At 72.5% G+C, this 22,076-nt stretch carries 23 protein-coding genes; 17 read left to right on the top strand and 6 right to left on the bottom strand.

The features are described 5' to 3' along the window. Nucleotides 1-62: 62 nt before the first annotated feature. The 5 genes from QE359_RS02880 (at nucleotide 63) to QE359_RS02860 (ending at nucleotide 6,248) form a co-directional block, all read left to right on the top strand. Nucleotides 63-1,151 carry a bifunctional GNAT family N-acetyltransferase/class I SAM-dependent methyltransferase gene (locus QE359_RS02880; RefSeq protein WP_309777451.1) on the top strand — a complete coding sequence of 363 codons (1,089 nt, stop codon included), beginning with the start codon at nucleotides 63-65 and terminating at the stop codon, nucleotides 1,149-1,151. Next, nucleotides 1,148-1,888: an alpha/beta hydrolase gene (locus QE359_RS02875; RefSeq protein WP_309777450.1), complete on the top strand. Its 741-nt coding sequence runs from the start codon at nucleotides 1,148-1,150 to the stop codon at nucleotides 1,886-1,888. The genes QE359_RS02880 and QE359_RS02875 overlap by 4 nt, the downstream gene beginning before the upstream one ends. 130 nt (nucleotides 1,889-2,018) lie before the next feature. Further along, nucleotides 2,019-2,786 carry a beta-phosphoglucomutase family hydrolase gene (locus QE359_RS02870; protein WP_309777448.1) on the top strand — a complete coding sequence of 256 codons (768 nt, stop codon included), beginning with the start codon at nucleotides 2,019-2,021 and terminating at the stop codon, nucleotides 2,784-2,786. A 78-nt stretch (nucleotides 2,787-2,864) separates the two neighbouring features. Next, entirely contained in the window at nucleotides 2,865-5,375 is a 2,511-nt protein-coding gene (locus QE359_RS02865) for a glycosyl hydrolase family 65 protein (RefSeq protein WP_309777446.1), read from the top strand. Between the two features lie 105 nt (nucleotides 5,376-5,480). Continuing rightward, complete coding sequence (locus tag QE359_RS02860; RefSeq protein ID WP_309777445.1) at nucleotides 5,481-6,248, top strand: SDR family NAD(P)-dependent oxidoreductase; 768 nt, start codon at nucleotides 5,481-5,483, stop codon at nucleotides 6,246-6,248. Nucleotides 6,249-6,278: 30 nt separating this feature from the next. Here the strand turns inward: QE359_RS02860 and QE359_RS02855 are convergent, their stop codons facing one another. Next, nucleotides 6,279-6,665 carry a VOC family protein gene (locus tag QE359_RS02855; protein WP_309777444.1) on the bottom strand — a complete coding sequence of 129 codons (387 nt, stop codon included), beginning with the start codon at nucleotides 6,663-6,665 and terminating at the stop codon, nucleotides 6,279-6,281. Further along, nucleotides 6,662-7,177, bottom strand: coding sequence for a DUF1697 domain-containing protein (locus tag QE359_RS02850; protein WP_309777443.1), 516 nt, complete (start codon nucleotides 7,175-7,177; stop codon nucleotides 6,662-6,664). Before QE359_RS02850 ends, QE359_RS02855 begins: the two co-directional genes overlap by 4 nt. A gap of 74 nt (nucleotides 7,178-7,251) precedes the next feature. On the opposite strand from QE359_RS02850, the gene QE359_RS02845 reads away from it, so the two are divergent. After that, on the top strand, nucleotides 7,252-7,719 hold the full coding sequence (locus tag QE359_RS02845; RefSeq protein WP_309777442.1) for a hypothetical protein: 468 nt from the start codon (nucleotides 7,252-7,254) through the stop codon (nucleotides 7,717-7,719). Nucleotides 7,720-7,851: 132 nt separating this feature from the next. On the opposite strand, the gene QE359_RS02840 is transcribed toward QE359_RS02845, so the two are convergent. Further along, nucleotides 7,852-9,324, bottom strand: coding sequence for an NCS2 family permease (locus QE359_RS02840; protein ID WP_071295179.1), 1,473 nt, complete (start codon nucleotides 9,322-9,324; stop codon nucleotides 7,852-7,854). A gap of 145 nt (nucleotides 9,325-9,469) precedes the next feature. On the opposite strand from QE359_RS02840, the gene folE reads away from it, so the two are divergent. The 5 genes from folE to QE359_RS02815 all read left to right on the top strand — a co-directional run bounded on the left by folE (nucleotide 9,470) and on the right by QE359_RS02815 (nucleotide 13,198). Continuing rightward, nucleotides 9,470-10,081, top strand: coding sequence for a GTP cyclohydrolase I (gene folE, locus QE359_RS02835; RefSeq protein ID WP_309777440.1), 612 nt, complete (start codon nucleotides 9,470-9,472; stop codon nucleotides 10,079-10,081). Further along, nucleotides 10,078-11,079: a dihydropteroate synthase gene (gene folP / locus QE359_RS02830; protein WP_309777439.1), complete on the top strand. Its 1,002-nt coding sequence runs from the start codon at nucleotides 10,078-10,080 to the stop codon at nucleotides 11,077-11,079. The genes folE and folP overlap by 4 nt, the downstream gene beginning before the upstream one ends. After that, nucleotides 11,076-11,843, top strand: coding sequence for a pyrimidine reductase family protein (locus QE359_RS02825; RefSeq protein ID WP_309777437.1), 768 nt, complete (start codon nucleotides 11,076-11,078; stop codon nucleotides 11,841-11,843). Before folP ends, QE359_RS02825 begins: the two co-directional genes overlap by 4 nt. 58 nt (nucleotides 11,844-11,901) lie before the next feature. Continuing rightward, a complete protein-coding gene (locus tag QE359_RS02820) occupies nucleotides 11,902-12,555 on the top strand; it encodes an HAD-IA family hydrolase (protein ID WP_071302454.1) in 654 nt (217 codons plus the stop codon). 100 nt (nucleotides 12,556-12,655) lie between these two features. Then, a complete protein-coding gene (locus tag QE359_RS02815; protein ID WP_092385362.1) occupies nucleotides 12,656-13,198 on the top strand; it encodes a type 1 glutamine amidotransferase domain-containing protein in 543 nt (180 codons plus the stop codon). Between the two features lie 154 nt (nucleotides 13,199-13,352). Here QE359_RS02815 and QE359_RS02810 read toward each other — a convergent pair whose 3' ends face one another. Further along, nucleotides 13,353-13,922 carry an MOSC domain-containing protein gene (locus tag QE359_RS02810; RefSeq protein WP_309777436.1) on the bottom strand — a complete coding sequence of 190 codons (570 nt, stop codon included), beginning with the start codon at nucleotides 13,920-13,922 and terminating at the stop codon, nucleotides 13,353-13,355. A 110-nt stretch (nucleotides 13,923-14,032) separates the two neighbouring features. Here QE359_RS02810 and QE359_RS02805 point away from each other — a divergent pair, with 110 nt between their 5' ends. From QE359_RS02805 to QE359_RS02785, 5 genes are all read left to right on the top strand, one after another. Beyond that, nucleotides 14,033-15,592, top strand: coding sequence for an AlkA N-terminal domain-containing protein (locus tag QE359_RS02805; RefSeq protein ID WP_309777435.1), 1,560 nt, complete (start codon nucleotides 14,033-14,035; stop codon nucleotides 15,590-15,592). Continuing rightward, on the top strand, nucleotides 15,589-16,101 hold the full coding sequence (locus tag QE359_RS02800; protein ID WP_070417632.1) for a methylated-DNA--[protein]-cysteine S-methyltransferase: 513 nt from the start codon (nucleotides 15,589-15,591) through the stop codon (nucleotides 16,099-16,101). The genes QE359_RS02805 and QE359_RS02800 overlap by 4 nt, the downstream gene beginning before the upstream one ends. Nucleotides 16,102-16,260: 159 nt before the next feature. Then, nucleotides 16,261-17,079 (top strand): alpha/beta hydrolase, encoded by an 819-nt coding sequence (locus tag QE359_RS02795; protein WP_309777432.1) that lies wholly within the window; start codon nucleotides 16,261-16,263, stop codon nucleotides 17,077-17,079. Between the two features lie 17 nt (nucleotides 17,080-17,096). Then, the gene (locus tag QE359_RS02790; protein ID WP_396127715.1) at nucleotides 17,097-17,978 is read left to right on the top strand and encodes a hypothetical protein; all 882 of its coding nucleotides are present in this window, start codon (nucleotides 17,097-17,099) and stop codon (nucleotides 17,976-17,978) included. Nucleotides 17,979-18,122: 144 nt separating this feature from the next. Then, on the top strand, nucleotides 18,123-19,598 hold the full coding sequence (locus tag QE359_RS02785; RefSeq protein WP_070417635.1) for an amino acid permease: 1,476 nt from the start codon (nucleotides 18,123-18,125) through the stop codon (nucleotides 19,596-19,598). Nucleotides 19,599-19,739: 141 nt separating this feature from the next. On the opposite strand, the gene QE359_RS02780 is transcribed toward QE359_RS02785, so the two are convergent. Then, nucleotides 19,740-20,474, bottom strand: a complete 735-nt coding sequence (locus tag QE359_RS02780) for a LysE family transporter (RefSeq protein ID WP_309777429.1) — start codon at nucleotides 20,472-20,474, stop codon at nucleotides 19,740-19,742. 69 nt (nucleotides 20,475-20,543) lie between these two features. On the opposite strand from QE359_RS02780, the gene QE359_RS02775 reads away from it, so the two are divergent. Further along, entirely contained in the window at nucleotides 20,544-21,467 is a 924-nt protein-coding gene (locus tag QE359_RS02775; RefSeq protein ID WP_309777427.1) for a LysR family transcriptional regulator ArgP, read from the top strand. Here the strand turns inward: QE359_RS02775 and QE359_RS02770 are convergent. After that, a complete protein-coding gene (locus tag QE359_RS02770) occupies nucleotides 21,449-21,994 on the bottom strand; it encodes a helix-turn-helix domain-containing protein (RefSeq protein ID WP_309777425.1) in 546 nt (181 codons plus the stop codon). The two genes, QE359_RS02775 and QE359_RS02770, sit on opposite strands and share 19 nt — an antisense overlap. Nucleotides 21,995-22,076: the final 82 nt, after the last annotated feature.

The raw sequence follows: 22,076 nt of genomic DNA, 5'->3' as shown, positions 1-22,076 counted from the left end.
TCCAGGAGGCGCGGGTCGGCCCGGCAGGGTCGGCTCGCACCCGCGGGCGGTAGCGTCGGGGCGTGACGATCGCGCTGCGCCGGGTGACGGCGGACGACTGGGAGACCTGGCGTCCGGTCCGGCTCGCGGCGCTCGAGGACGCACCGGAGGCCTTCGGGTCCACGCTCGCCGACTGGGCCGACGCGCCCGAGCACCGGTGGCGGACCCGCCTCTCGATCCCCGGAGCGCTCGACCTGCTCGCCCACGCCGAGGACGACTCCGTCGTCGGCATGGCCAGCGGCGTCCCGGGCGAGGGCCCCGGCTCCGCCGAACTCATCTCGATGTGGGTCGACCCCGCCGCCCGCGGCCGAGGGGTCGCGGCCGCGCTCATCCGTGCGGTCGCGACCTGGGCCGCGAGCGCCGGGGCCGACACCCTCGAGCTGTCGGTCATGCCGGACAACGCCACGGCCCGTCGCACGTACGAGCGCTGTGGCTTCACCGCGGCCGACGAGCCCGGTGACCCGCTGCCCGACGGTCGGCACGAGGTCGTGATGCGTCGTGACCTCACGGCCGAGCGCACGCTGGACGCCTACGAGCGTGCGGCCGACCGCTACGCCGAGCGCACCGTCGACCACCGTGCCGGGCTCGTCGACGACCTGCTCGCACTCGTCCCGGTCGGGGCGCGGGTGCTCGAGCTCGGGTCGGGCCCGGGGCGTGACGCCCTCGCGCTCGAGGCGGCCGGACTCGTCGTCGACCGGACCGACGGAGCGCGGTCGTTCGTCGACGCGCTGCGGTCCGCGGGGCACGAGGCGCGCCTCGTCGACGTGCGCTCGGACGCGTTCGGCGGCCCGTACGAGGCCGTGTTCGCGAACGCCGTGCTGCTGCACGTCGGTCGGACGGAGCTCGAGGGCGTCCTCGTGCGGCTCCGCGACGCCGTGCACCCCGGCGGTGTGCTGGCCGCCACCGTGAAGCTCGGCGACGGCGACGCGTGGAGCACGCGGAAGCTCGACCTCGCGCGACACTTCACCTACTGGACGCCGGGACCCCTGGCCGAGGTCGTCAGCCGTTCCGGCTGGACCGACGTCGACGTCCGTGAGACCACGCGCCCGGGTGCCGACGAGCGCTGGCTCACCGTCACCGCCCGACGCCCGCAGGAAGCAGGGACACCATGAACCGAGCACTCCGCTGGACCGCCTGGGTCGTCGCCGTGGTCGTGCTGATCGCGGTGGTGTTCCTCGTCTGGGCGAACATCGTCATGCAGGGCACACGGAGCGCGGCGCTGCAGGTCTGGCGGGACGACCGTGTGGCCGTCCGGGATGCCGGGGACGCCGTGGTGATGACGCCGACCGGCACCGCGAACGGCGCGGGTATCGTGTTCATCCCGGGCGCGAAGGTCGACCCGTACGCGTACATGGCGACGTTCCGGCAGGTGGTCGCCAGCGGGACGACCGTCGTCATCACGAAGCCGACGCTGCACCTCGCCTTCTTCGACACCCGCCCGCTGTCGACGTTCGAGTCCCATGCCCCCGACGTCCGGTCCTGGGCGGTCGGCGGTCACTCGCTCGGTGGCGTGCGCGCGTGCCAGCTCGCGCCGGACGCCGACGGGCTGCTCCTGCTCGGCAGCTACTGCGCGAACGACATCAGCAAGTCGTACATCAGCGTGCTCAGCGTCTCGGGGTCGCGTGACGGGCTCTACACCCCCGAGAAGGTCGACGCCGCGCGGCACCTGCTGCCGTCGAACGCGATGACGGTCGAGGTGCAGGGCGCGAACCACGCCGACTTCGGCGCGTACGGTGCGCAGCCCGGGGACGACACCGCGACGATCTCGCGGACCGACGCCCGGCAGCAGATCGGTTCGGCGATCGAGGAGTGGGTGCGGACGCTGCCGTCGGGCGCTGCGCTGCGCTGAACCTCCTGCACAGCGAACGAGTGTGTGAACTCTTTCCACAGGGGCCCGGCGCGCCTGAACATCGGTCCTGGAGCGGTCCTAGACTCGTCCGGAAGCAACGTCGACGACCCCGTCCCCCGGAGGGCAGCACATGACGACGCCGGACCGGCGCACACCCGCGCGACTCGCTGACCAGCGAGCGCTCCTGTTCGACCTGGACGGTGTCCTCACCCCCACCGCCGACGTCCACATGCGTGCGTGGAGCCGGCTGTTCACGCCCTACCTCGCCCAGCACGGCGTCACTCCGTACACGGAACAGGACTACTTCGCGTACGTCGACGGCAAGCCCCGGTACGACGGGGTGCGCTCCCTGCTCGAGTCCCGCGGCATCGACCTGCCGCAGGGCACCCCGGACGACCCGCCGGACGCCGACACGGTGTGCGGGCTCGGCAACCGGAAGAACGCCGAGTTCACGGCCGAGCTGACCGAGCACGGGGTGGAGCCCTACCCCGGTTCGCTCCGGTTCCTCGTCGCCGCCATCGACGCCGGGTTGTCCGTCGCCGTCGTGTCGAGCTCCGCCAACGCCGTGCAGGTGCTCCGCACGGCCGGCATCCTCGAGCGCTTCCCCGTGGTGGTCGACGGCCTCGTCGCCCGCGAAGACGGTCTGGCCGGCAAGCCCGCGCCCGACACCTACCTCGACGCCGCGAGCCGGTTCGGCCTGACCGCTGCCGAGTGCGTCGTGGTCGAGGACGCCACGAGCGGGGTCGAGGCGGGACGGAACGGTGCCTTCGGGCTCGTGATCGGCGTCGATCGCGGAGCCGGGGCCGACGCGCTCCGGGCGCACGGTGCCGACGTCGTGGTCGGCGACCTCGGCGACCTCGTCGACGAGCTGCCGGAACCGGCCACGAGCACGACGTAGGCGCCAGCGGCCGAGGCGATCCGCGCCTCCAGGCCCACCCGACCCTCCCACGAACACCCTCCTCCCCCACGGAGCACCATGAACCCCATCACCTCCGACCCGCTGGACCGCGTCCGCTACCCGATCGACGAGTGGGCCCTCGTCGAGACCGAGTACGCGCCCGACGAGCAGGGCGTCGCCGAGACGAACTTCGCCGTCGGCAACGGGTACCTGGGCCTGCGCGGCAACCTCGACGAGGGTCGTGGCGGCGTGCAGTACGGCACGTACATCAACGGCTTCCACGAGACCTGGCCGATCCGCCACGCCGAGGACGCCTTCGGCTTCGCGAAGACCGGGCAGACGATCATCAACGCGCCCGACGCCAAGGTGATCCGCCTGTACGTCGACGACGAACCGCTCGTCCTGGCCGAGGCGGACATCCTCCGGCACACCCGGCGGCTCGACTTCCGGGGCGGGTACCTGTTCCGCGAGACCGAGTGGTCGACGCCCTCGGGCAAGCGCGTGCTCATCCGGTCGCGGCGGCTGGTGTCGTTCACCGACCGACACCTGGCGGTCATCGACTACGAGGTGACCGTGCTCGACGCGGACGCCTCGATCCTGCTGTCGAGCCAGATCCTCAACCGGCAGGACGTGCAGGACGAGTACCACGCGGGGATGCGTGCGGCGGCGAACGCGTTCGACCCGCGCAAGGCCGAGGCGTTCACCGAGCGGGTGCTCGAGCCGAAGCTCAAGCGCAGCACCGGCGGCCGTTCGCTGCTCGGGTACCAGGCGGCGAGCTCGGGCATGACGATCTGCGTCGGCGTCGAGCACCACCTCGAGACCGAGAACAGCTGGGACGAGTCCTCGTCGATCGAGGACGACCTGGCGAAGCACGTCTACCGCGTGCAGGCGCGCGCCGGGCAGTCGATCCGCCTGACGAAGCACGTGGTCTACCACACGTCCCGCGGGGTCCCGGCGCGCGAACTCGCCGACCGCTGCGAGCGGACCCTCGATCGCTCGCGTGCCGAGTCCGTCGACGCCGCGTTCGCGCGGCAGGCCGAGTGGATGGACGACTTCTGGGCGCGGAGCGACGTCGAGATCGTCGGGCAGCCCGCGCTCCAGCAGGCCGTCCGGTGGAACCTGTTCATGCTCGCGCAGGCCACGGCCCGGACCGACGGGCACGGCATCGCGGCGAAGGGCGTCACGGGCTCCGGGTACGGCGGCCACTACTTCTGGGACATGGAGATCTACGTCCTGCCGTTCCTGTCCTACACGGCGCCGATCGTCGCCCGGAACGCCCTGCGGTTCCGCTACAACATGCTCGACGCAGCTCGGTCCCGCGCCCGCGAGCTGAACCAGCACGGCGCGCTGTTCCCCTGGCGGACGATCAACGGCGAGGAGTCCAGCGCCTACTACGCCGCCGGCACCGCGCAGTACCACATCGACGCGGACATCGCGCATGCGCTCATGCAGTACGTCCGCGCCTCGGACGACCGCGAATTCCTCAAGCGCGGTGCGATCGACATCCTCGTCGAGACCGCCCGCCTGTGGGAGGACCTCGGGTTCTGGCGGTCGAACGGCGACAAGAAGTTCCACATCGACGGCGTCACCGGTCCCGACGAGTACACGACGGTCGTCGACGACAACCTCTACACGAACGTGATGGCCCGGGCGAACCTGTGGTTCGCCGTGAACGCCTGCCGCGAGCTCGCAGCCGACGACCCGGAAGAGTACGACCGCATGGTGCGGCGGACCGGGTTGCAGGCGCAAGAGGTCACCGACTGGGAGCACGCGGCCGAGTCGATGGAGATCCCGTTCGATCCGCACCGTGGCATCCACCCGCAGGACGCCCAGTTCCTCGACAAGGAACTCTGGGACCTCGACAACACCCCCGAGAGCAAGCGACCGCTGCTGCTCCACTACCACCCGCTGGTGATCTACCGGTTCCAGGTGCTCAAGCAGGCCGACGTCGTGCTCGCGCTGTTCCTGCAGGGGCACGAGTTCACCGCTGCCGAGAAGCGTCGCGACTTCGACTACTACGACGCCCTCACGACGGGCGACTCCACGCTGTCGGCCGTCGTGCAGTCGATCATGGCGGCCGAGGTCGGGTACCACGACCTCGCGCTGCAGTACTTCCAGACGGCGCTGTACGTCGACCTCGCCGACCTGCACGGCAACACGACCGACGGGGTGCACATCGCCTCGACGGGCGGCATCTGGGGTGCGGTCGTGAACGGGTTCGGCGGCATGCGGGACCACGGCGGCCGGATGACCTTCAACCCGCGGCTGCCGAGGGACTGGGAGCGGATCACCTACCGGCTCACCGTGCGCGGGTCACGGGTGCGCGTCGACCTCGAGCAGGACGCCATGACCTTCACGGTCGAGACGGGTTCCGGGTTCACGGCGTGGGTGCACAACCAGCAGTGGGACGTCACGGCCGGCGAGCCGACCGTCGTGCGACTGCCGCACCAGGGCCCGCGGATGTCCGGGCGCACGCCGACGACAGCCGACATCCAGGGCACCCTCCGAGCCGACGGATCGGTCATCACGGCGTCGATCCCGACCATCTCGCTCGACCGCGACCTGGAGCCGGACGAAGCGACCGCCTGAGTCCCTCCGAACGCGCCCAGGCGGGTGCGGGCACCATGGCTCGCCGTGCCCCGCCGGGCCGATGGCGTCTCCCCGGGCACGGATCGTGCAACGAGAGGAGACACCATGGGCAACCGGTTCGAGGGCAAGGTGGCGATCGTCACGGGTGCCGGGTCCGGCATCGGCGAGGCGACCGTGCGGGCGTTCGTCGACGAGGGCGCGTCCGTCGTCCTGACCGACAGCGTCGACGAGAAGGTGCGAGCGGTCGGCGACAGCCTGCCGAGCGACCGGGTCGTGGCGCTCCACGCCGACGCCGCGAGCCCCGCCGACTGGCAGCGGGTCGTCGACACGGCCATCGAGCGGTTCGACCGCATCGACGTGCTGGTGAACAACGCCGGCACCTTCAGCTCCGGCGACATCACGGACATCACGCCGGACGAGTGGCACCGCGTGATCGAGACCGACCTCTCCAGCGTGTTCTACGGCACGCGCGCGGCGCTGCCGTTCCTCCGTGCCACGAAGGGGTCGATCGTGAACACCTCGTCGGTGTCCGGCGAGGACGCGGACTGGCGGATGAGCCCCTACAACGCGGCGAAGGGCGGGGTCTCGAACTTCACCAAGGCCGCCGCGCTCGACAACGGGCAGTTCGGCGTCCGCGTGAACGCCGTGGCGCCGGGGCTCGTCTGGACGGACCTCACGCAGGACCAGGCTGAGGACGAGGAGCTGCAGGAGAAGTTCGAGGAGCGGATCGCCCTCGGCCGCGCGGGTCGTGCGCACGAGGTCGCGGCGGCCGTGCTGTTCCTGGCGAGTGACGCGGCGTCGTTCATCACCGGGGCGATCCTGCCGGTCGACGGTGGCACCACCGCGAGCAACGGGCAGCCGGCGCAGTCCTGACCGTGGCTGTCCGCGGCCGGTCGGCGCTGCTCAGTCGGCGACGAGTTCGACCTTGAACCGTTCGGCGTCCTCGAGGAACGCCGCGTGGTGGTCCGGCCCGCCGGCGTGCGGATGGCGGTCCTCGTAGAGGCGTCGCCATCCGTGCCCGGGTGCGGCCGCCCAGATCCGGGCCACGTCGTCGATGCCGCCGGCGTGGAACGCGAGGTGGCTCAGGCCCGGGCGTCGTCGATCGTGCTCGCCCGGCAGCGGGGCGCTCTCGAGTACGACGTACAGGTCGCCGAGCCGCCAGCTGCGCCCGTCGGGCCACCGCTGGAAGGGCTCGTGGCCGAGCTCGGTCAGGAGCCAGTCCCACGCGGGACCGGACGCGTCGAGGTCGGCGGTGCGCAGTTCGACGTGGTGCAGACCACCCCGGCTCACAGGAGCTTCCGGAGCGTGTTCGCGTTGCGGGTCGTCGTCGTCCGCTTGAAGCGTGCGGCACCGGCCCGCTTGGCGAACACCGTGTCCGTGCTCGACCCCTTCGGGCACGACCAGTAGACGACCCCCACGCCGCGTGCGACGCGCTCGACGGACTCGTCGACCTCGAGGTCGGCCAGCAGGTCGTCGAGGGCGTCCTCGTCGGAGCCGAACACGACGTAGTCGTGGCGGTCCTCGGCGGCGGGGAACGGGAAGCCGTCCACGACGGCAGCGAGGTCGTCGTGGGGAACGAGCACGATCCAGGCGTCGTATCCGAAGCGGTCCCGGAGCGACTGCTCGATGTCGGTCTTCAGGGCGGCGGCCGTGCCGTCCGAGCCGAACACCACGTTCCCCGAGGCGAGGACGGTCCGGACGTCCTGGTAGCCGCGTTCTCGGAACAGCGCCGCGAGTTCGGCGCTCCTGATCGTGATCCCGTTGACGTTCACCCCGCGCAGCAGCGCGACCCACCTGGTCATGCCCGAACCGTACCGCCCCCGGCCGACCCCGGCACCTCGGAGCGGTGGGAGCAGCGGTCCGGTAGACGGGACCCATGACGAACGACGCACCGCACGACGACGCACAGGGCCCCGACGAGCAGCACCGCGTGCCCGAGGGGGTCTCGGACGCCACGGTCGAGGCGCTCGGCACCCTGTCGGCAGCGGTCGAGGTGATCGAGCACGCCCGCGGCCTGCTCTATGGGTTCCACCGGCTGACCGGGATGGCGGACCTGAACATCGGCGAGGCCGTCGAGCAGCTCCGGGACGCGGGCCACACCGAGCTGGCGGACCGCATCGACTCGGAGCTCGTCGGACGCAACGTCATCGCCGGCCGGTGGACGTTCCAGGTCGTCGAGGACTACGACGACGGGTACTACGCCCTCGCGAAGGAGCTCGAACGGACCGCGCGGGACGAGCTCGTGCAGGGACGGAAGCACCTGTTCGAGGCGGGCATGAAGGAGGACCGGCGCTCCCAGGGCCGACGCCACCACGAGGCGACGCCGGCCGACCTGGCGGACTGAGGCCGCGCCTCCCGGGACCGGTGCCCGCGCACAACGCAAGACGCCCCGAACCACGACTGTCCGTGGTTCGGGGCGACTTTCGTTGTGCGAAACGCGAGCGCAGCGAGCGGACGCAAGCGCCCGCGCCGCGCCTCAGCCGACGCCGAGCAGCACCTCGAGCGGCCCCCGCGCGAAGTACAGCAGGAAGCCCGCCGCCACGACGTACAGCAGCCACGACACCTGACGGCCGCGGCCGGACAGCAGCTTGATGAGCACCCAGCTGATGAACCCCGCACCGATGCCGTTCGCGATCGAGTAGGTCAGCGGCATGATCACGATCGTCAGGAACGCCGGCAGCGCCGCCCCGAAGTCGGTCCAGTCGATGTCCTTCACCTGCGCCACCATGAGCGCACCGACGACCACGAGCCCGGCGGCGGCGACCTCGAGCGGGACGACCTGCGTCAGCGGCGTGAGGAACATCGACGCTAGGAACAGCAGACCCGTGACGACGGAGGCCATGCCGGTCCGGGCGCCCTCGCCGATGCCGGCGGCGGAGTCGATGAACACGGTGTTCGACGACACCGAGGCGCCACCACCGGCGATGGCACCGGCACCCTCGACGACGAGCGCCGACTTCAGGCGCGGGAAGGTGCCATCGGGGTTCGCGACACCGGCGGCCTTCGCGAGGCCTGTCATCGTGCCCATGGCGTCGAAGAAGTTCGTGAAGACGAGGGTGAAGACGAGCATCGACGCGGCGATGGGACCGATGCGGGTGAAGGCGCCGAAGACGTCCGCGTGGCCGACGAGCGACAGGTCGGGCACCGCGAACAGCGCGGAAGGCAGCCCCGGCGCGTTGAGGTTCCAGCCGGTGGGCGAGTCGACCGAGGTCGGTACCTTGAAGATCGCCTGCAGGATGATCGCGATGACCGTGGTCGCCACGATGCCGATGAGCAGGGCGCCCCGGACCTTGCGGGCCATCAGCGTGCCGATGATGACGAGGCCGATCAGGAAGACGATGGTCGGCAGTGCTGCGATGGAGCCGTCCTCGCCGAGCTGCAGCGGCGGGGAGGCGTTCTTCGTGGTGCGGACGAACCCGGAGTCGACCAGGCCGATGAACGCGATGAACAGGCCGATGCCGACGGTGATGGCCGCCTTGAGCTGCGCGGGCACGGCCGTGAAGATCATCGTCCGGATGCCCGTCAACGCCAGGATCACGATCACGACGCCGTTGATGACGACCAGGCCCATCGCCTCGGCCCAGGTGACCTGGTGCACGACGCTGACGGCGAGGAACGAGTTGATCCCGAGCCCCGCGGCGATGCCGAACGGCAGGTTCGCGATGAGGCCCATCGCGATCGTCATGAGCCCGGCGACGAGTCCGGTGGCCGCGGCGACCTGGGCGTTCTGCAGCCAGCCGCCGAGGACGTCCTGCGGCGCCTGGTCCTGGCTGAACCCACCGAGGATGAGCGGGTTGAGGATGACGATGTAGGCCATCGTCACGAAGGAGACGAGGCCGCCCCGGATCTCGCGGGGGATCGTCGATCCGCGGTGCGTGATGGAGAAGAAGCGGTCGAGGCCGGTCGCGAAGCGGTTCCGGGGCGTGGTGTCGGTCTGCGGGGCGCTCACCGAACAAGCTTAAAGGGCGCTGGGTTTCCGGCACGTCACAGCTTCCTTCCAGGGGATTTCCTGGAGGCGCGGCTCGCCTCGACGGGGTACGTCACGCCCGGTGGCCGGTCGCGTTCTGCGGCCAGGGCTGGTGTTGGATGGACGGGTGAACCAACGTCTGGACCGTGCGCGCATCGAGTCCGCGGTGCGGGAGCTCCTGCTCGCGATCGGCGAGGATCCCGACCGTGCGGAGCTCGCCCGCACGCCCGCTCGTGTGGCCGAGTCGTACGCCGAGTTCTTCTCCGGCATCGGGACGGACGCGGTGGCGATCGCCCGCGACGGCACGGTCCACGCCGAACCGGGCGACCGCGGGCAGCTCGTCATCGTGCGCGACGTGAAGTTCCGGTCCGTCTGCGAGCACCACCTGCTCCCGTTCCTCGGTGTGGCGCACCTCGCGTACGCGCCGGGGGACCGGCTCATCGGCCTCGGCACGCTGTCGCGCGTGCTCGACGCGGTGGCCTCCCGTCCGCAGCTGCAGGAGCGGCTCGGCGAGCAGGTCGCGGCGACCATCGCCGAGGGGCTCGGGGCCGCCGGCGTCCTCGTGGTCCTCGACGCGCAGCACCAGTGCGTGACGACCCGCGGGGAGCGGCAGACCGGGTCGACGACCGTGACCGTGGCAGCGACCGGCACCCTGGCCGAGGCCGCCGGACGGGCCGAGGCGATCGCCCTGATCGGTGCAGGCGCGGATGTCGGAGCCGGCCGCGGGGCGGACGCGTGACGACCGAGCGAGGCGGGTCGCCTCCCTCGCAGGCTCGGTCGGCGCGCCCCGCGCAACGCTTCGCGTCGCCGCTGAGCGGGGCGCGCCAGGGCCCTGCTGCCACCGCACCCGGGTGGGTCGTCCCCGACCTGCGCGAGCCCGTGCGCACCATCGGCCGCCGGACCTTCGACTTCGACCACCGCATCGCCGTCATGGCGATCGTGAACCGCACGCCCGACTCGTTCCACGACCGCGGCGCGACGTTCGCACTCGACCGTGCCGTCGAGGCCGCCGTGCACGCGGCCGAGCAGGGCGCGGACTGGGTCGACATCGGCGGCGTGAAGTTCGCGCCGGGGCCGGAGCTGCCCGCCGCCGACGAGATCGACCGCGTCGTCCCCGTCGTCCGGCAGCTCGCGCAGGAGTCCGACGTGACGATCAGCGTCGACACCTTCCGGCCCGAGGTCGCCGCAGCGGCGATCGAGGCCGGTGCGAGCGTGGTGAACGACACGACCGGGCTGTCCGACCCCCGGATGGCGGCCGTCGTGGCGGACTCCGACGCGACGATCGTGGTCACGCACTCGCTGGCGGAGCCCCGTCGTCCGCTGCCGGCCCCGCCGCAGTACGGCGACGTGACGACCGAGGTCGTCGGGTTCCTGCGCGAACGGGTCGACCGGGCCCTCGCGGCCGGCATCCCGGAGTCGCGGATCATCGTCGACCCGGGGCACGACCTCAACAAGAACACGGTGCACACGCTCGAGCTCACCCGACGCCTGCCCGAGGTGGTCGCGCTCGGCTACCCGGTGCTCGCGGCGGTCTCGAACAAGGACTTCGTGGGGGAGTCGCTCGGGCGTCCCCGCGGTGAGCGACTGGCGGGGTCGTTGGCGGTCGCGACGGTGAGCGCGATGCTCGGCGCGCGGATCGTCCGGATGCACGACGTCGCCGAGAGCGTGGACGCGATGCGCATGGTCGAGGCGACGCTCGGCTGGCGGGCACCGGTGGAAGCGCGGCACAACACGTGAGCGTCCTCCCGCCGTCGATCGCCGACCTGTCCGACGACGAGCTGCTCGAGCTGTACACGGCGGGGGCGGTCGCGCCCTGGCTGCGGGTGAACTTCGTGACGACGCTCGACGGCTCGGCGACGGCCGCGGGTGACGGGGTCTCGGGATCGCTCGGCGGGCCGGACGACCTGCGCGTGTTCGACCTGCTGCGCCGGGTGGCCGACGCGGTGCTGGTGGCCGCGGGGACGGTCCGTGACGAGGGCTACGGGCCGATGGTGCTGCACGACGCCGACGTGGTGTGGCGGCGGGCGCACGGGCTGCCCGACCACCCGGTGTTCGCGATCGTCTCGGGCTCGCTGTCCCTCGACCCGGCGTCCCGGGTGTTCACCGAGGCGCCGGTGCGTCCGATCGTCCTCACCTCGACGACCGCATCGTCGTCGCCCCGGGCCGCGGCGCTCGCGGCGGTCGCGGACGTCGTGCCGTGCAGCTCCGACGACGACCCGGACACGGTCGACCCCGTCGCCCTGCGGGACGCCCTGGTGTCGCGCGGTCTCGGCACGGTGCACTGCGAGGGCGGACCGACGTTCTTCGGGGCGCTCGTGTCGGCGGACCTCGTGGACGAACTCACGCTGACGGTCGACCCGTCGCTCGAGGGTGGCGCCGGCCCGCGCATCACCCACGGCGGTTCGCCCGACCTCCGGCGCTTCCGGCCGGCCCACGTGCTCCTCGGGCGTGACGGTGTGCTGCTCACCCGGTACGTACGGGCGCCCGACCCCGGCGAGTGACCGGGGCCGCGCGCCGGACCCCGGCGAGTGACCGGGGTGGCACGCTAGGGTCGGGCGCGTGATCGACATCGTGGCGTCCGGGGTCCTCTTCGACATGGACGGGACGCTCGTCGACTCGACCGCGGTGGTCGAGGCGACCTGGACCCGGTTCGGTGTCGAGCACGGCATCGACCCCGCGGAGATCCTCGCCTTCTCGCACGGTCGTCAGGCGATCAGCACGATCCAGCGCTTCCTGCCCGACCTCGACCACGACGAGCAGCTGCGGATCGCTGCCGGGCTCGTCGCCGAGGAGCGCGAGAGCACCGAGGGCATCTCGGAGGTCCCGGGCGCCGGGGCGTTCGTGTCCCGCCTGGTCGACGCCGGGGTGCCGGTCGCGATCGTCACGAGTGCGCCCCGCGACCTCGCGGTGGAGCGGATGCAGGCCGCCGGGGTGCACGTGCCCGAGGCGCTCGTCGCCTCCGAGGACGTCGAGCACGGCAAGCCGCACCCGGACGGGTACCTGCGCGGTGCGGCACTGCTCGGTGTCGACGCCGCCGACTGCGTGGCCTTCGAGGACGCACCCGCCGGGCTCGAGGCCGCCATCGCCTCCGGGGCTACCACGGTCGTCGTGGGGACGCTCGAGGCCGACGTCACCGCGGGACTGTACCGAGTGGGCGGCTACGACGGCATCTCCGTGGAGCGCGAGGGAACGGCCTTCCGCATCCGCGGCTGACTGGACCGCCGCCCACGGCTGTCCACCTGCGGACGCTTCCAGCGCTCCCCGACGACGCTGGTCGTGCGGCCGGAACGACCGGGCCGCGGAAGGAACGACCATGGCAGCACTCGACGGCAAGAAGATCCTCGTCATCGCGACGAACTACGGCGTGGAGCAGGACGAGATCGTCGTCCCGATCGACCAGCTCCGCGAGCGCGGCGCGACGGTGACGGTGGCGGCGCAGGAGACCGGGGCGATCGCGACCCTCGTCGGCGACAAGGACCCGGGCAAGAACGTCGACCCGGACACCACCATCGCCGGTGTCAACGCCGGCTCGTTCGACGCGCTCGTCGTCCCCGGGGGCACGATCAACGCCGACACCCTCCGCACCGACCAGCAGGCGGTCTCCCTCGTGCAGGCGTTCGCGGAGGCCGGCAAGCCGGTCGCCGCGATCTGCCACGGGCCGTGGACCCTCATCGAGGCCGGCGTCGTGTCGGGGAAGACGATCACGTCGTTCCCGTCGCTGCAGACCGACGTGCGGAACGCCGGGGCCGAGTGGGTCGACCAGGAGGTCCAGGTCGACGGCGGGCTCATCACCTCGCGGAACCCGGACGACCTGCCGGCGTTCGTCGACGCCATCGAGTCCGCACTGACCGCGTAGCCGGCACTGCGCCCACTCGCGATCGAGTCCGCACTGACCGCGTAGGAGGCTGGGCCGAGTCTCGGCTCGGCGGACTCGGCGTGGGCTGCGGCAGCGCGAAAGAGTCCGCGGGCCCGAGTCTCGGCGCGCCGGGCGCGCAGGGCGCGCCGGCGCGTCAGGGGAGCGCGACGGGGCGGGCCGTGCGGAGCACCGCGGGACCGAGGGCGAGGACGCCGTCGGACTCCGGGTCGCACCGCACCCCGCCCCGCCCGCGCATCGCCCGGAACGCCCCCGGGGCCACCTCGTGGTCCATCCAGGCGCACGGGTTCGCCGGCCGGTACCCGCGGAAGCGGACCACCCCCTGCCCGGAGTCGAGCGCGAACGGCTGGCCCCGGAGCGCCTCGACGTCCACCCCGCGGAGGAACACGTTCCGCCGGGTCGCGACCGGGTCAACGGCCGCACCGAGTTCGGCGGCGACGGCGTCCAGCCCCTCGAGACCGATCACGGTCACCGAGGCGTGCACGTGCGCCCGCGACGCGAAGTACCGGTCGCCGACGATCCCGAGTCCCGCGCGCAGCTCGACGCGCTCGCGCAGGTCGTCCGGCTCGCCGTCCACGGCGGGCAGCGCCCCGTCCGCCGGTCGCCCCTCGTAGCGGTGCCGCCGGGACACCAGCAGCAGCGCGATCTCGACGTCGGTCCGGTAGGGCAGGTCGCCGGAGCCGGCCACGTCGTCCACGTCGGTCACGCACCCCACGCTAGCCGCGCCTCCAGGCCGCCGTCCCCGCACCGACGGACGTCCGCTGCCCTGTCTGATTTCCGCCAGTCGATGTCAGTGAGCCGTGTCAGGCTGTGGGCATGTCCACCGCACCAGAGGCACTGCACGCCGAGCGCTACCGGGTCGTCGCCTCCCGCGATGCCCGGTTCGACGGGCAGTTCGTCACCGCCGTGCACTCCACCGGCATCTACTGCCGCCCGTCGTGCCCGGCCCGGACGCCCCGGGAGTCCGGCGTCACCTTCTACCGCACCAGCGCCGCCGCGCACCTCGCCGGCTTCCGCGCCTGCAAGCGCTGCCTGCCCGAGGCCACACCGGGCAGCCCCGAGTGGGACCTCCGCGAGGACGTCGCCGGACGCGCCATGCGCCTCGTCCTCGACGGCGTCGTCGAACGCGACGGCGTGCCCGGCCTCGCCGCCCGCGTCGGGTACTCCGAGCGGCAGCTCAACCGCATCATGACCGCCGAGCTCGGTGCCGGGCCCAAGGCGCTCAGCCGGGCGCACCGCGCGCAGACCGCGCGGACGCTGCTCACCTCGTCCGACCTGCCCGTCGCGGACGTCGCGTTCGCCGCCGGCTTCGCGAGCGTCCGCCAGTTCAACGAGACCGTGCGCGAGGTCTTCGCGGTCACGCCGACCGAGCTCCGCGCACGCCGCACGCTCCGACCGGTCGCGGACGGAGCACTGCACGTGCACCTGCCGGCGCGCGCGCCGTTCGACGCGCAGGGGCTCCTCGACTGGCACGCGCTGCACGCCCTGGCGGGCACGGAGCAGGTGGAGGTCGACGACACCGGGCGGGTCACGTCGTACGGACGGGTGCTCGACCTGCCAGGAGGCGCGGCCTGGTTCAGCGCCTCGGCCGCCGTCCCCGGGGTGGCCGGGCGGGGGACCGGGATCGACCTGCGCGTGCGGGTCACGGACCTCTCCGACCTCCCGACGCTCGTGGCGCGGGTGCGCTCGTACTTCGACCTCGACGCCGATCCGGAAGCCGTCGACGCCGTGCTCGGCGCGGTGCCCGAGCTGGCCGACGCCGTCGCCCGGGTCCCCGGCATCCGGCTGCCCGGCGCCGTGGACCCGCACGAGATCGTCTTCCGGACCCTCATCGGCCAGCAGGTGTCCGTCGCCGCGGCCCGGACGGCGCAGACGCGGTTGGTCGCGGCGCTCGGTGCGCCCGTGCCGCCCGCGATCGCGCCGGACGGCCTGCTGTTCCCGTCCGCCGCCGTCATCGCGGCCCGCGGGCACGAGGTGCTCCGTGGCCCGGCTGCCCGCGTCGACACGATCCTCCGAGTGGCCGCCGCGCTCGCCGACGGGTCGCTCGTGGTCGACGGCGGGCAGTCGCTCGACGAGCTGCGCGCCGGACTCCTCGCGGTGAAGGGCATCGGGCCTTGGACCGCCGACTACGTGGCGCTCCGCGTCCGCCACCACCCGGACGTCTTCCTCCACAGCGACCTCGCGGTGCGCAACGGTGCACAGGAACTCGGTCTGCCCGGTTCGGCGCGCGAGCTCTCCCTATGGTCGGAGCAGGTGGCGCCGTGGCGGAGCTACCTCACGATGCACTGCTGGCGACCGATCATCGACCGCGCGACGGCGACGACCGGTGCGACCCACACGACCGCGGCTCCGGCCGCCCGGAAGGACGAACGATGACCGATGCGACGATCCAGACGCTGGACACCCCCGACGGCCCCTTCACCGTGCTCGAGGACACCGAGGGTCGTGTCCTCGCCTCGGGCTGGACGGACGACGCGGAGCGCATCCTCGCGCGCCTCGCCGACCGGCACCGGCCGGAACGCGTCGTCGACGGCCGGGTGGCCTCGGCGGACGCCGTCGACGCGTTCTACGCGGGCGAGGTCGAGCACGCGATGCAGGTGCCGGTGCGCCAGTTCGGCACCGAGCTCTTCGCCGAGGGCTGGCGGCAGCTCCGACTGATCCCCGCCGGCGGGACGTTGACCTACACCGGGTTCGCCGCCGCGATGGGGCGACCCGACGCCGTCCGGGCCGCGGCGAGCGTGTGTGCGCGGAACGCCCCGGCGCTGTTCGTGCCGTGCCACCGCGTGCTGCGGACCGACGGCACGCTCGGCGGCTTCGCGTGGGGGCTCGACGTGAAGCGGTCCCTGCTCGAGCGGGAGTCGGTGGGCACGACGGCACTCGTCTGAGTCGAGAGCGGCCGGACCGGCGTTCTCCCCCTGGTTGCGGGTGTCGACGCGGGGGCACGGGCCTGCCATGCTCGACACAACCGACCCGCCAAGGACCAGACCCGAAGGACCCCACGCGCGCCAGCGGCGCACCGCGGTCGACCCACCTTCGAGGACCCCATGGACCAGCACGTCGACCGCACGGTCGTCTCCGCGGACGGCACGGTGCTCGCCGTGTCCGACGCCGGGACCGGCCCCGCGCTCGTCGTCGTCGGCGGGGCGTTCGACCACCACGGCACCCCGTTCGTCACCGGCCTGACCGCGGCCCTGCAGGACCGCTACCGGGTCATCACCTACGACCGACGCGGCCGCGGCGCGAGCGGCGACACCGACCCGTGGGCGATCGAGCGCGAGGTCGAGGACCTCGCGGCCGTCGTCGCCGACGTCGAGGGTCCCGTCACGGCGGTCGGCCTCTGCGTGGGCGCGGGCGTGGTGCTGCACGGGATCGCGGGCGGGGTCCGACTCGACGCCGCCGTGCTCTGGGAGCCGCCCTACCGAGCCACCGTCGACCCGCACGCCGACGACGTCGTGTTCGCGGACGTCCTCGACGAGCACGTCATCGGCGGGCGTCGTGCCCAGGCCGTCCGGGCGTTCCTCGCGCACGTCCTCGGCGTCCCCATGGGCCAGATCACGGCGCTCCGGCTGAAGGGTGCGCTGTGGCGGTCCCTCGTCGTCGACGCGCACGTGCTGAGCCGTGACGTCCGGGTCCTCAACGGTCTCGCGATCCCCGAGCGGGTGGCCGCAGCCGTGGGCGTGCCCGTCCTCGTCGCGGCCGGTGGTGACGGCCTCGAGTGGATGCGGCAGGCGGCCCGGGCGGTCGTCGAGGCCGTCCCGGGGTCGGAGTACGCCGAGGTGCCGGGCCAGGGACACGTGCCCGCGCCCGAGGCCCTCGGCCAGCTGCTCGACCGCTTCACCGCGCGGACGGCCGCACGGCGCTGACCACCGGGGCTGCAAGGATGGTCGTCGTGAACGCACCTCGCCTCGGACTCCTGCTCGACGTCGACGGGCCCATCGCCAGCCCCGTCTCGCGCACCATCGCGATCCCGAGCATCGTCGAGGACCTCGTCGCGCTCGCGGCCGAGGGCATCCCCGTCGTGTTCAACACGGGGCGGAGCGACGCCTTCATCCGGCAGGAGGTCGTCGGACCCCTGCTCGCCGGCGGTCTCGCCGCGGGCGGCCGCGTGCACGCCGTGTGCGAGAAGGGCGCCGTCTGGTGCTCGATCGGCCCGCAGTACGAGGGCGGCATGGGCGAGCTGACCGTCGCCGAGGACCTGGCGCTGCCGCGGGACTACGCCGACGAGATGCGCGAGCTCGTCCGCGACGAGTACGCCGACCTGGTCTTCTTCGACGAGACGAAGCGCGCGATGGTCTCGATCGAGCAGCGCGTCGAGGTGCCGAACGCCACGTACCTCGCCCGCCAGCCGGAGTTCGACGCGAAGGCCATGGCCGCACTCCAGCGCCGCGGACTCGGGGTCCGCCGGCTCGACGACGTCCGCCCCGACGCCGACGGTGCCGTGCAGTGGCGGATCGACCCGACGATCATCTCGACCGACGTCGAGTCCGACCGCAGCGGCAAGGACATGGGCGCCGAGCGGTCGCTCGAGCTCCTCGCGCAGGACGGCGGGCTGCCCCTGGCGTGGCGGACGATGGGCGACTCCCGGAGCGACTACGCGATGGCGGACTGGCTGCACGCGAACGGCCACGAGGTGGCGCACGTCGACGTCCGCCCGTCCGACGGGGTCCCGGCGACGCCCTACCCGGTGCTCACGGCACCCGACGGCGTGATCCACGACGACGCCGGAGCGCGGTTCCTGTCGGACTGGCGCCGGTCGGTCTGAGCCGAGCCGCGCCTCCCGGGCCCCGGACCACGTGCCGTCGCAGGCCGCGCTGCCGGGCCACACCCGTCCGCGGTGTTTGCGTGTCGGGGTGGTACACCAGTAATGTCGCGGGGTCCGCCGCCAGCCGATGACGGGATCCACCCCATGGCACAGAAGCTCCGCATCAAGTCGATCGAGGCCTCACTGGCCGACTCCGAGGAGCAGGGCCGGTCCCTGAAACGCTCCCTGAAGACGTTCGACATCGCCGCGATGGGGATCGCGGTCGCCGTCGGCGCCGGCATCTTCTCGGTCGGTGCGAACGCCGCCGCGAACTTCGCCGGACCAGGCGTCATCATCTCGTTCCTGCTCGCCGCCGTCACCTGCGGCCTCGCGATCATGTGCTACGCCGAGTTCGCCTCGACGATCCCCGTCGCCGGCTCCGCGTACACGTTCACCTACGCCACGATGGGCGAGCTGCTCGCCTGGATCGTCGGGTGGGACCTCATCCTCGAGACCCTCACCGCCAGCGCCGTCATCGCGAAGTACTGGGGCATCTACCTCAGCACCGCGTTCGAGGTGTTCGGCGTCGACCTGCCGAGCACGATCCAGCTCGGGCCGATCCCGTTCACCTGGGGCCCGGTCCTGATCGTCGGGATCTTCACGGTGCTGCTCGCGTTCGGCACCCGGCTGTCGTCGCGGGTCTCGGCCGTCATCACGGTCATCAAGGTCGCCATCGTCGTGTTCGTCATCGTCGCCGGTGCGTTCTTCGTCAAGGCCGCGAACTTCACCCCCTTCATCCCGCCGGCGTCGCCCGCCCGCGGCTCGGAGGGGAGCGTCTGGACCCAGTCGCTCGTGTCCTGGTTCACCGGCTCGGAGCCCGCCCAGTACGGCGTCTTCGGCCTGCTCGCCGCGGCCTCCCTCGTGTTCTTCGCGTTCATCGGCTTCGACGTCGTCGCGACCAGCGCCGAGGAGACCGAGAACCCGCAGAAGACCCTGCCGCGCGGCATCTTCATCGGCCTCGGCATCGTGACGCTGCTCTACGTCGGCGTCAGCGTCGTCATCACGGGCATGGTGTCGTACCAGCGCCTGGCCGAGGAGAAGACGCCGTCGCTGGCATCGGCCTTCGACATCGTCGGGCTGCCGTGGGCCGCCGGCATCATCGCGATCGGCTCCCTGATCGGTCTGACCACGGTCGTCATGGTGCTGCTGCTCGGCCTGTCCCGCATCGTCTTCGCGATGAGCCGTGACGGCTTGCTGCCGCGCTGGTTCTCGAAGACGAACGAGAAGACGCAGACGCCGGTGCGCGTGCAGGTCGTCGCGGGTGTCGTCGTCGCGCTGCTCGCCGGCTTCACCGCGGTCGACAAGCTCGAGGGCATGATCAACATCGGCACCCTGTCCGCGTTCGTGCTCGTGTCGATCGGGATCATCGTGCTCCGTCGTTCGCGTCCCGACGCGCCGCGTGCCTTCCGGGTGCCGTGGTCGCCGGTGCTGCCGATCGTCTCGGCGGTGCTGTGCTTCTGGTTGATGTTGAACCTCGAGGTCGAGACGTGGCTCCGGTTCGTCATCTGGCTCGTGGTCGGGTTCGCGATCTACTTCGGGTACAGCCGTCGCAACAGCCGGGTGGGCAAGGGGCTGCAGTAGCGCGGGCGCGCTGGCGCTGGCGCGGGCGCTGGCGGGCGGGTCGAACCACGTTTCCGACACCGAACCACGCGCGGGGGCTGGTTCGGTGTCGGAAACGTGGTTCCACGCGGGCGGGGGCGCGGCCAGTCGCCGCGCGCCGCGTCAGGCGCCCAGTGCGAGCGCCGCGCCGAACCCGAGCATGACGAGCGCGACGAGCCCGTCGAACACGCGCCACGTCAGCGGCTTCGCGAAGAACGGTCGCAGCAGCCGTCCGCCGAACCCGAGCGCGCCGAACCACAGGCAACTCGCGAGGACCGCCCCCACCGTCCACCACCACCGCTCCGCCGGCCCCTGCTGGTTCGCGACGGACCCGAGGAACACGAGCGTGTCCAGGTAGACGTGCGGGTTGGCCCACGTGAACAGCAGCATCGTCACGACGGCCGTCCGCATGGTGACGGCGCGGTCGGTTCGTCGGGGTCCTGGAGGCGCGGTGCGCGTCCGCCCCGCACCCACCGTCGCCGAGGTGGCCGGTCCCACCGCCGCGGTCGCCACCGGCACGCCGTCGTCCGTCGCCGCCGACTCCACCCGCATCGCCGCGCCGGACGGCCACAGCGCCCGACGAGCCGCGAGCACCCCGTAGGTCACCAGGAACGCCGCACCGACGAAGCGGATCACCACGAGCGCCACCGGGAACCGCTCCACCACGACCCCGACGCCGAGCACCCCCGCGAGGATCAGCACGGCGTCCGAGAGTGCGCAGACCACCACCGCCGCTGCGACGACCCGTACCGACGAGGTCACCGCGAGCCGGAGCAGGTACGTGTTCTGCACACCGATCGCCACGATGAGCGCGAGCCCGGTACCGAGGCCGGCGAGCAGGGGGAGGAGTGTGGTCACGGTCCGACCGTACGGCCGCGGCCACGTGCAGAACAGCTCACGTTCCTGATGCTGCGTAAGCTCAGCTGCATGCCACGACTGCAGCGCGAACACCTCGAGACCCTGCTCGCAGCGGTCGACCACGGGACGCTCGACGCCGCGGCCCGAGCGCTGTCGATCACCCCGTCGGCGGTGTCGCAGCGGATCAAGTCGATGGAGCAGCAGGTGGGCCGGGTGCTCCTGCAGCGGACGACGCCGGTCCGCCCGACCCCCGACGGCGAGGTCGTCCTCCGCCACGCACGGCAGGCCCGGTTGCTCGACGAGGAGACCACCCGGGCGCTCGGCGGCGGCGACTCGGTCGTCCCGTCGATCCCGCTCGCGGTGAACGCCGACTCGCTGGGCACCTGGTTCCTCGACGCGCTCGCCCTCGTGCGCGCCGACACCGAGGTCGTGTTCGACCTCCACCGCGAGGACCAGGACCGCACCGCCGAACTCCTCCGCGCGGGCACCGTGATGGCGGCGGTCACGGCCGAGGCCGAGCCGGTGCAGGGGTGCTCCTCGGTGCCGCTGGGGATCGACCGGTACCGGGCCGTCGCCTCCCCGTCGTTCGTCGCCCGGTACCTGCCGGGTGTCGACAGCGAGCAGCGGATGACACGGCTCCTCGACCGGGTGCCCCTCGTGGACTACGACCGCGACGACGACCTGCAGCAGGGGTACCTGCGGCGGGTGCTCGGCCACGCGCCGTCCGGGCCGCGGCACTTCGTCCCGACCTCGGCGGACTTCGCCCGTGCGGTGTCGCTCGGCTTCGGCTGGGGGATGCTGCCGGAGGCCCAGTGCCTCGATGCCCTCGACCGGGGCGACCTCGTCGAGCTCACTCCCGGGCGTCGGGCGGACGTGTCGCTCTGGTGGCAGCGCTGGAACCTGGCCTCACCGCTGCTCGAGCGCGTGACCGAGGCCGTCCGGGCGACCGCGGCCGAGCGGCTCCACCCCGCCGGTCAGGCCGTCGCGCGGTAGCGGAGCCCGTCCACGAGCAGCCCGACGAGCAGCTGGCTCTGCTCGATCGTCGGAGCCCCGTGGCACAGGTCGGCCACCGCGTGCAGGAGCTGCTGCGCGTCGACGTCGGGGCGGATCGTCCCGGCGGCCGCCGCGGCCTCGAGGAGCCCACCGAGGGCGCCACCGAGCCGCGCGAGGAAGTAGTCCGGCAGCGCCTCGAACGCCGGGTCGCCCGAGTGCAGGGCGGCGGCGAGCCCGCGCTTCGTCGCGACGAACTCGGTGAACCGCTGCAGCCACAGGGCGAGCGCCTCGTCGGGGGCGTGCGCGGCGGCGAGCTCGTCCGCGGCGGCCGCCGTCGACTCGACCGCCCGCTGGAACACCGCGACGACGAGGTCCGAGCGCTGCGGGAACCGCCGGTACAGGGTGCCGACGCCGACCCCGGCCCGGTCCGCGATCAGCTTCGCGGGGGCGTCCACCCCGTCGGTCGCGAAGACGGCCTTGGCGGCGTCGGTCAGGGCGTCGGCATTGCGTCGGGCGTCGGCGCGCACGGAGTCCTCCTCTTGCGTAAACGGAAAGCCGTTCCGTATAGTTCCGGAAGAGCGTTCCACTTCGGGCCACGATACGGCACCG

It is taken from the genome of Curtobacterium sp. SORGH_AS_0776, from assembly GCF_031453355.1.
Lineage (GTDB): Bacteria > Actinomycetota > Actinomycetes > Actinomycetales > Microbacteriaceae > Curtobacterium.
Note: the sequence above shows the minus strand (reverse complement) of the source record. Positions and strands in the feature narration are given on the sequence as shown.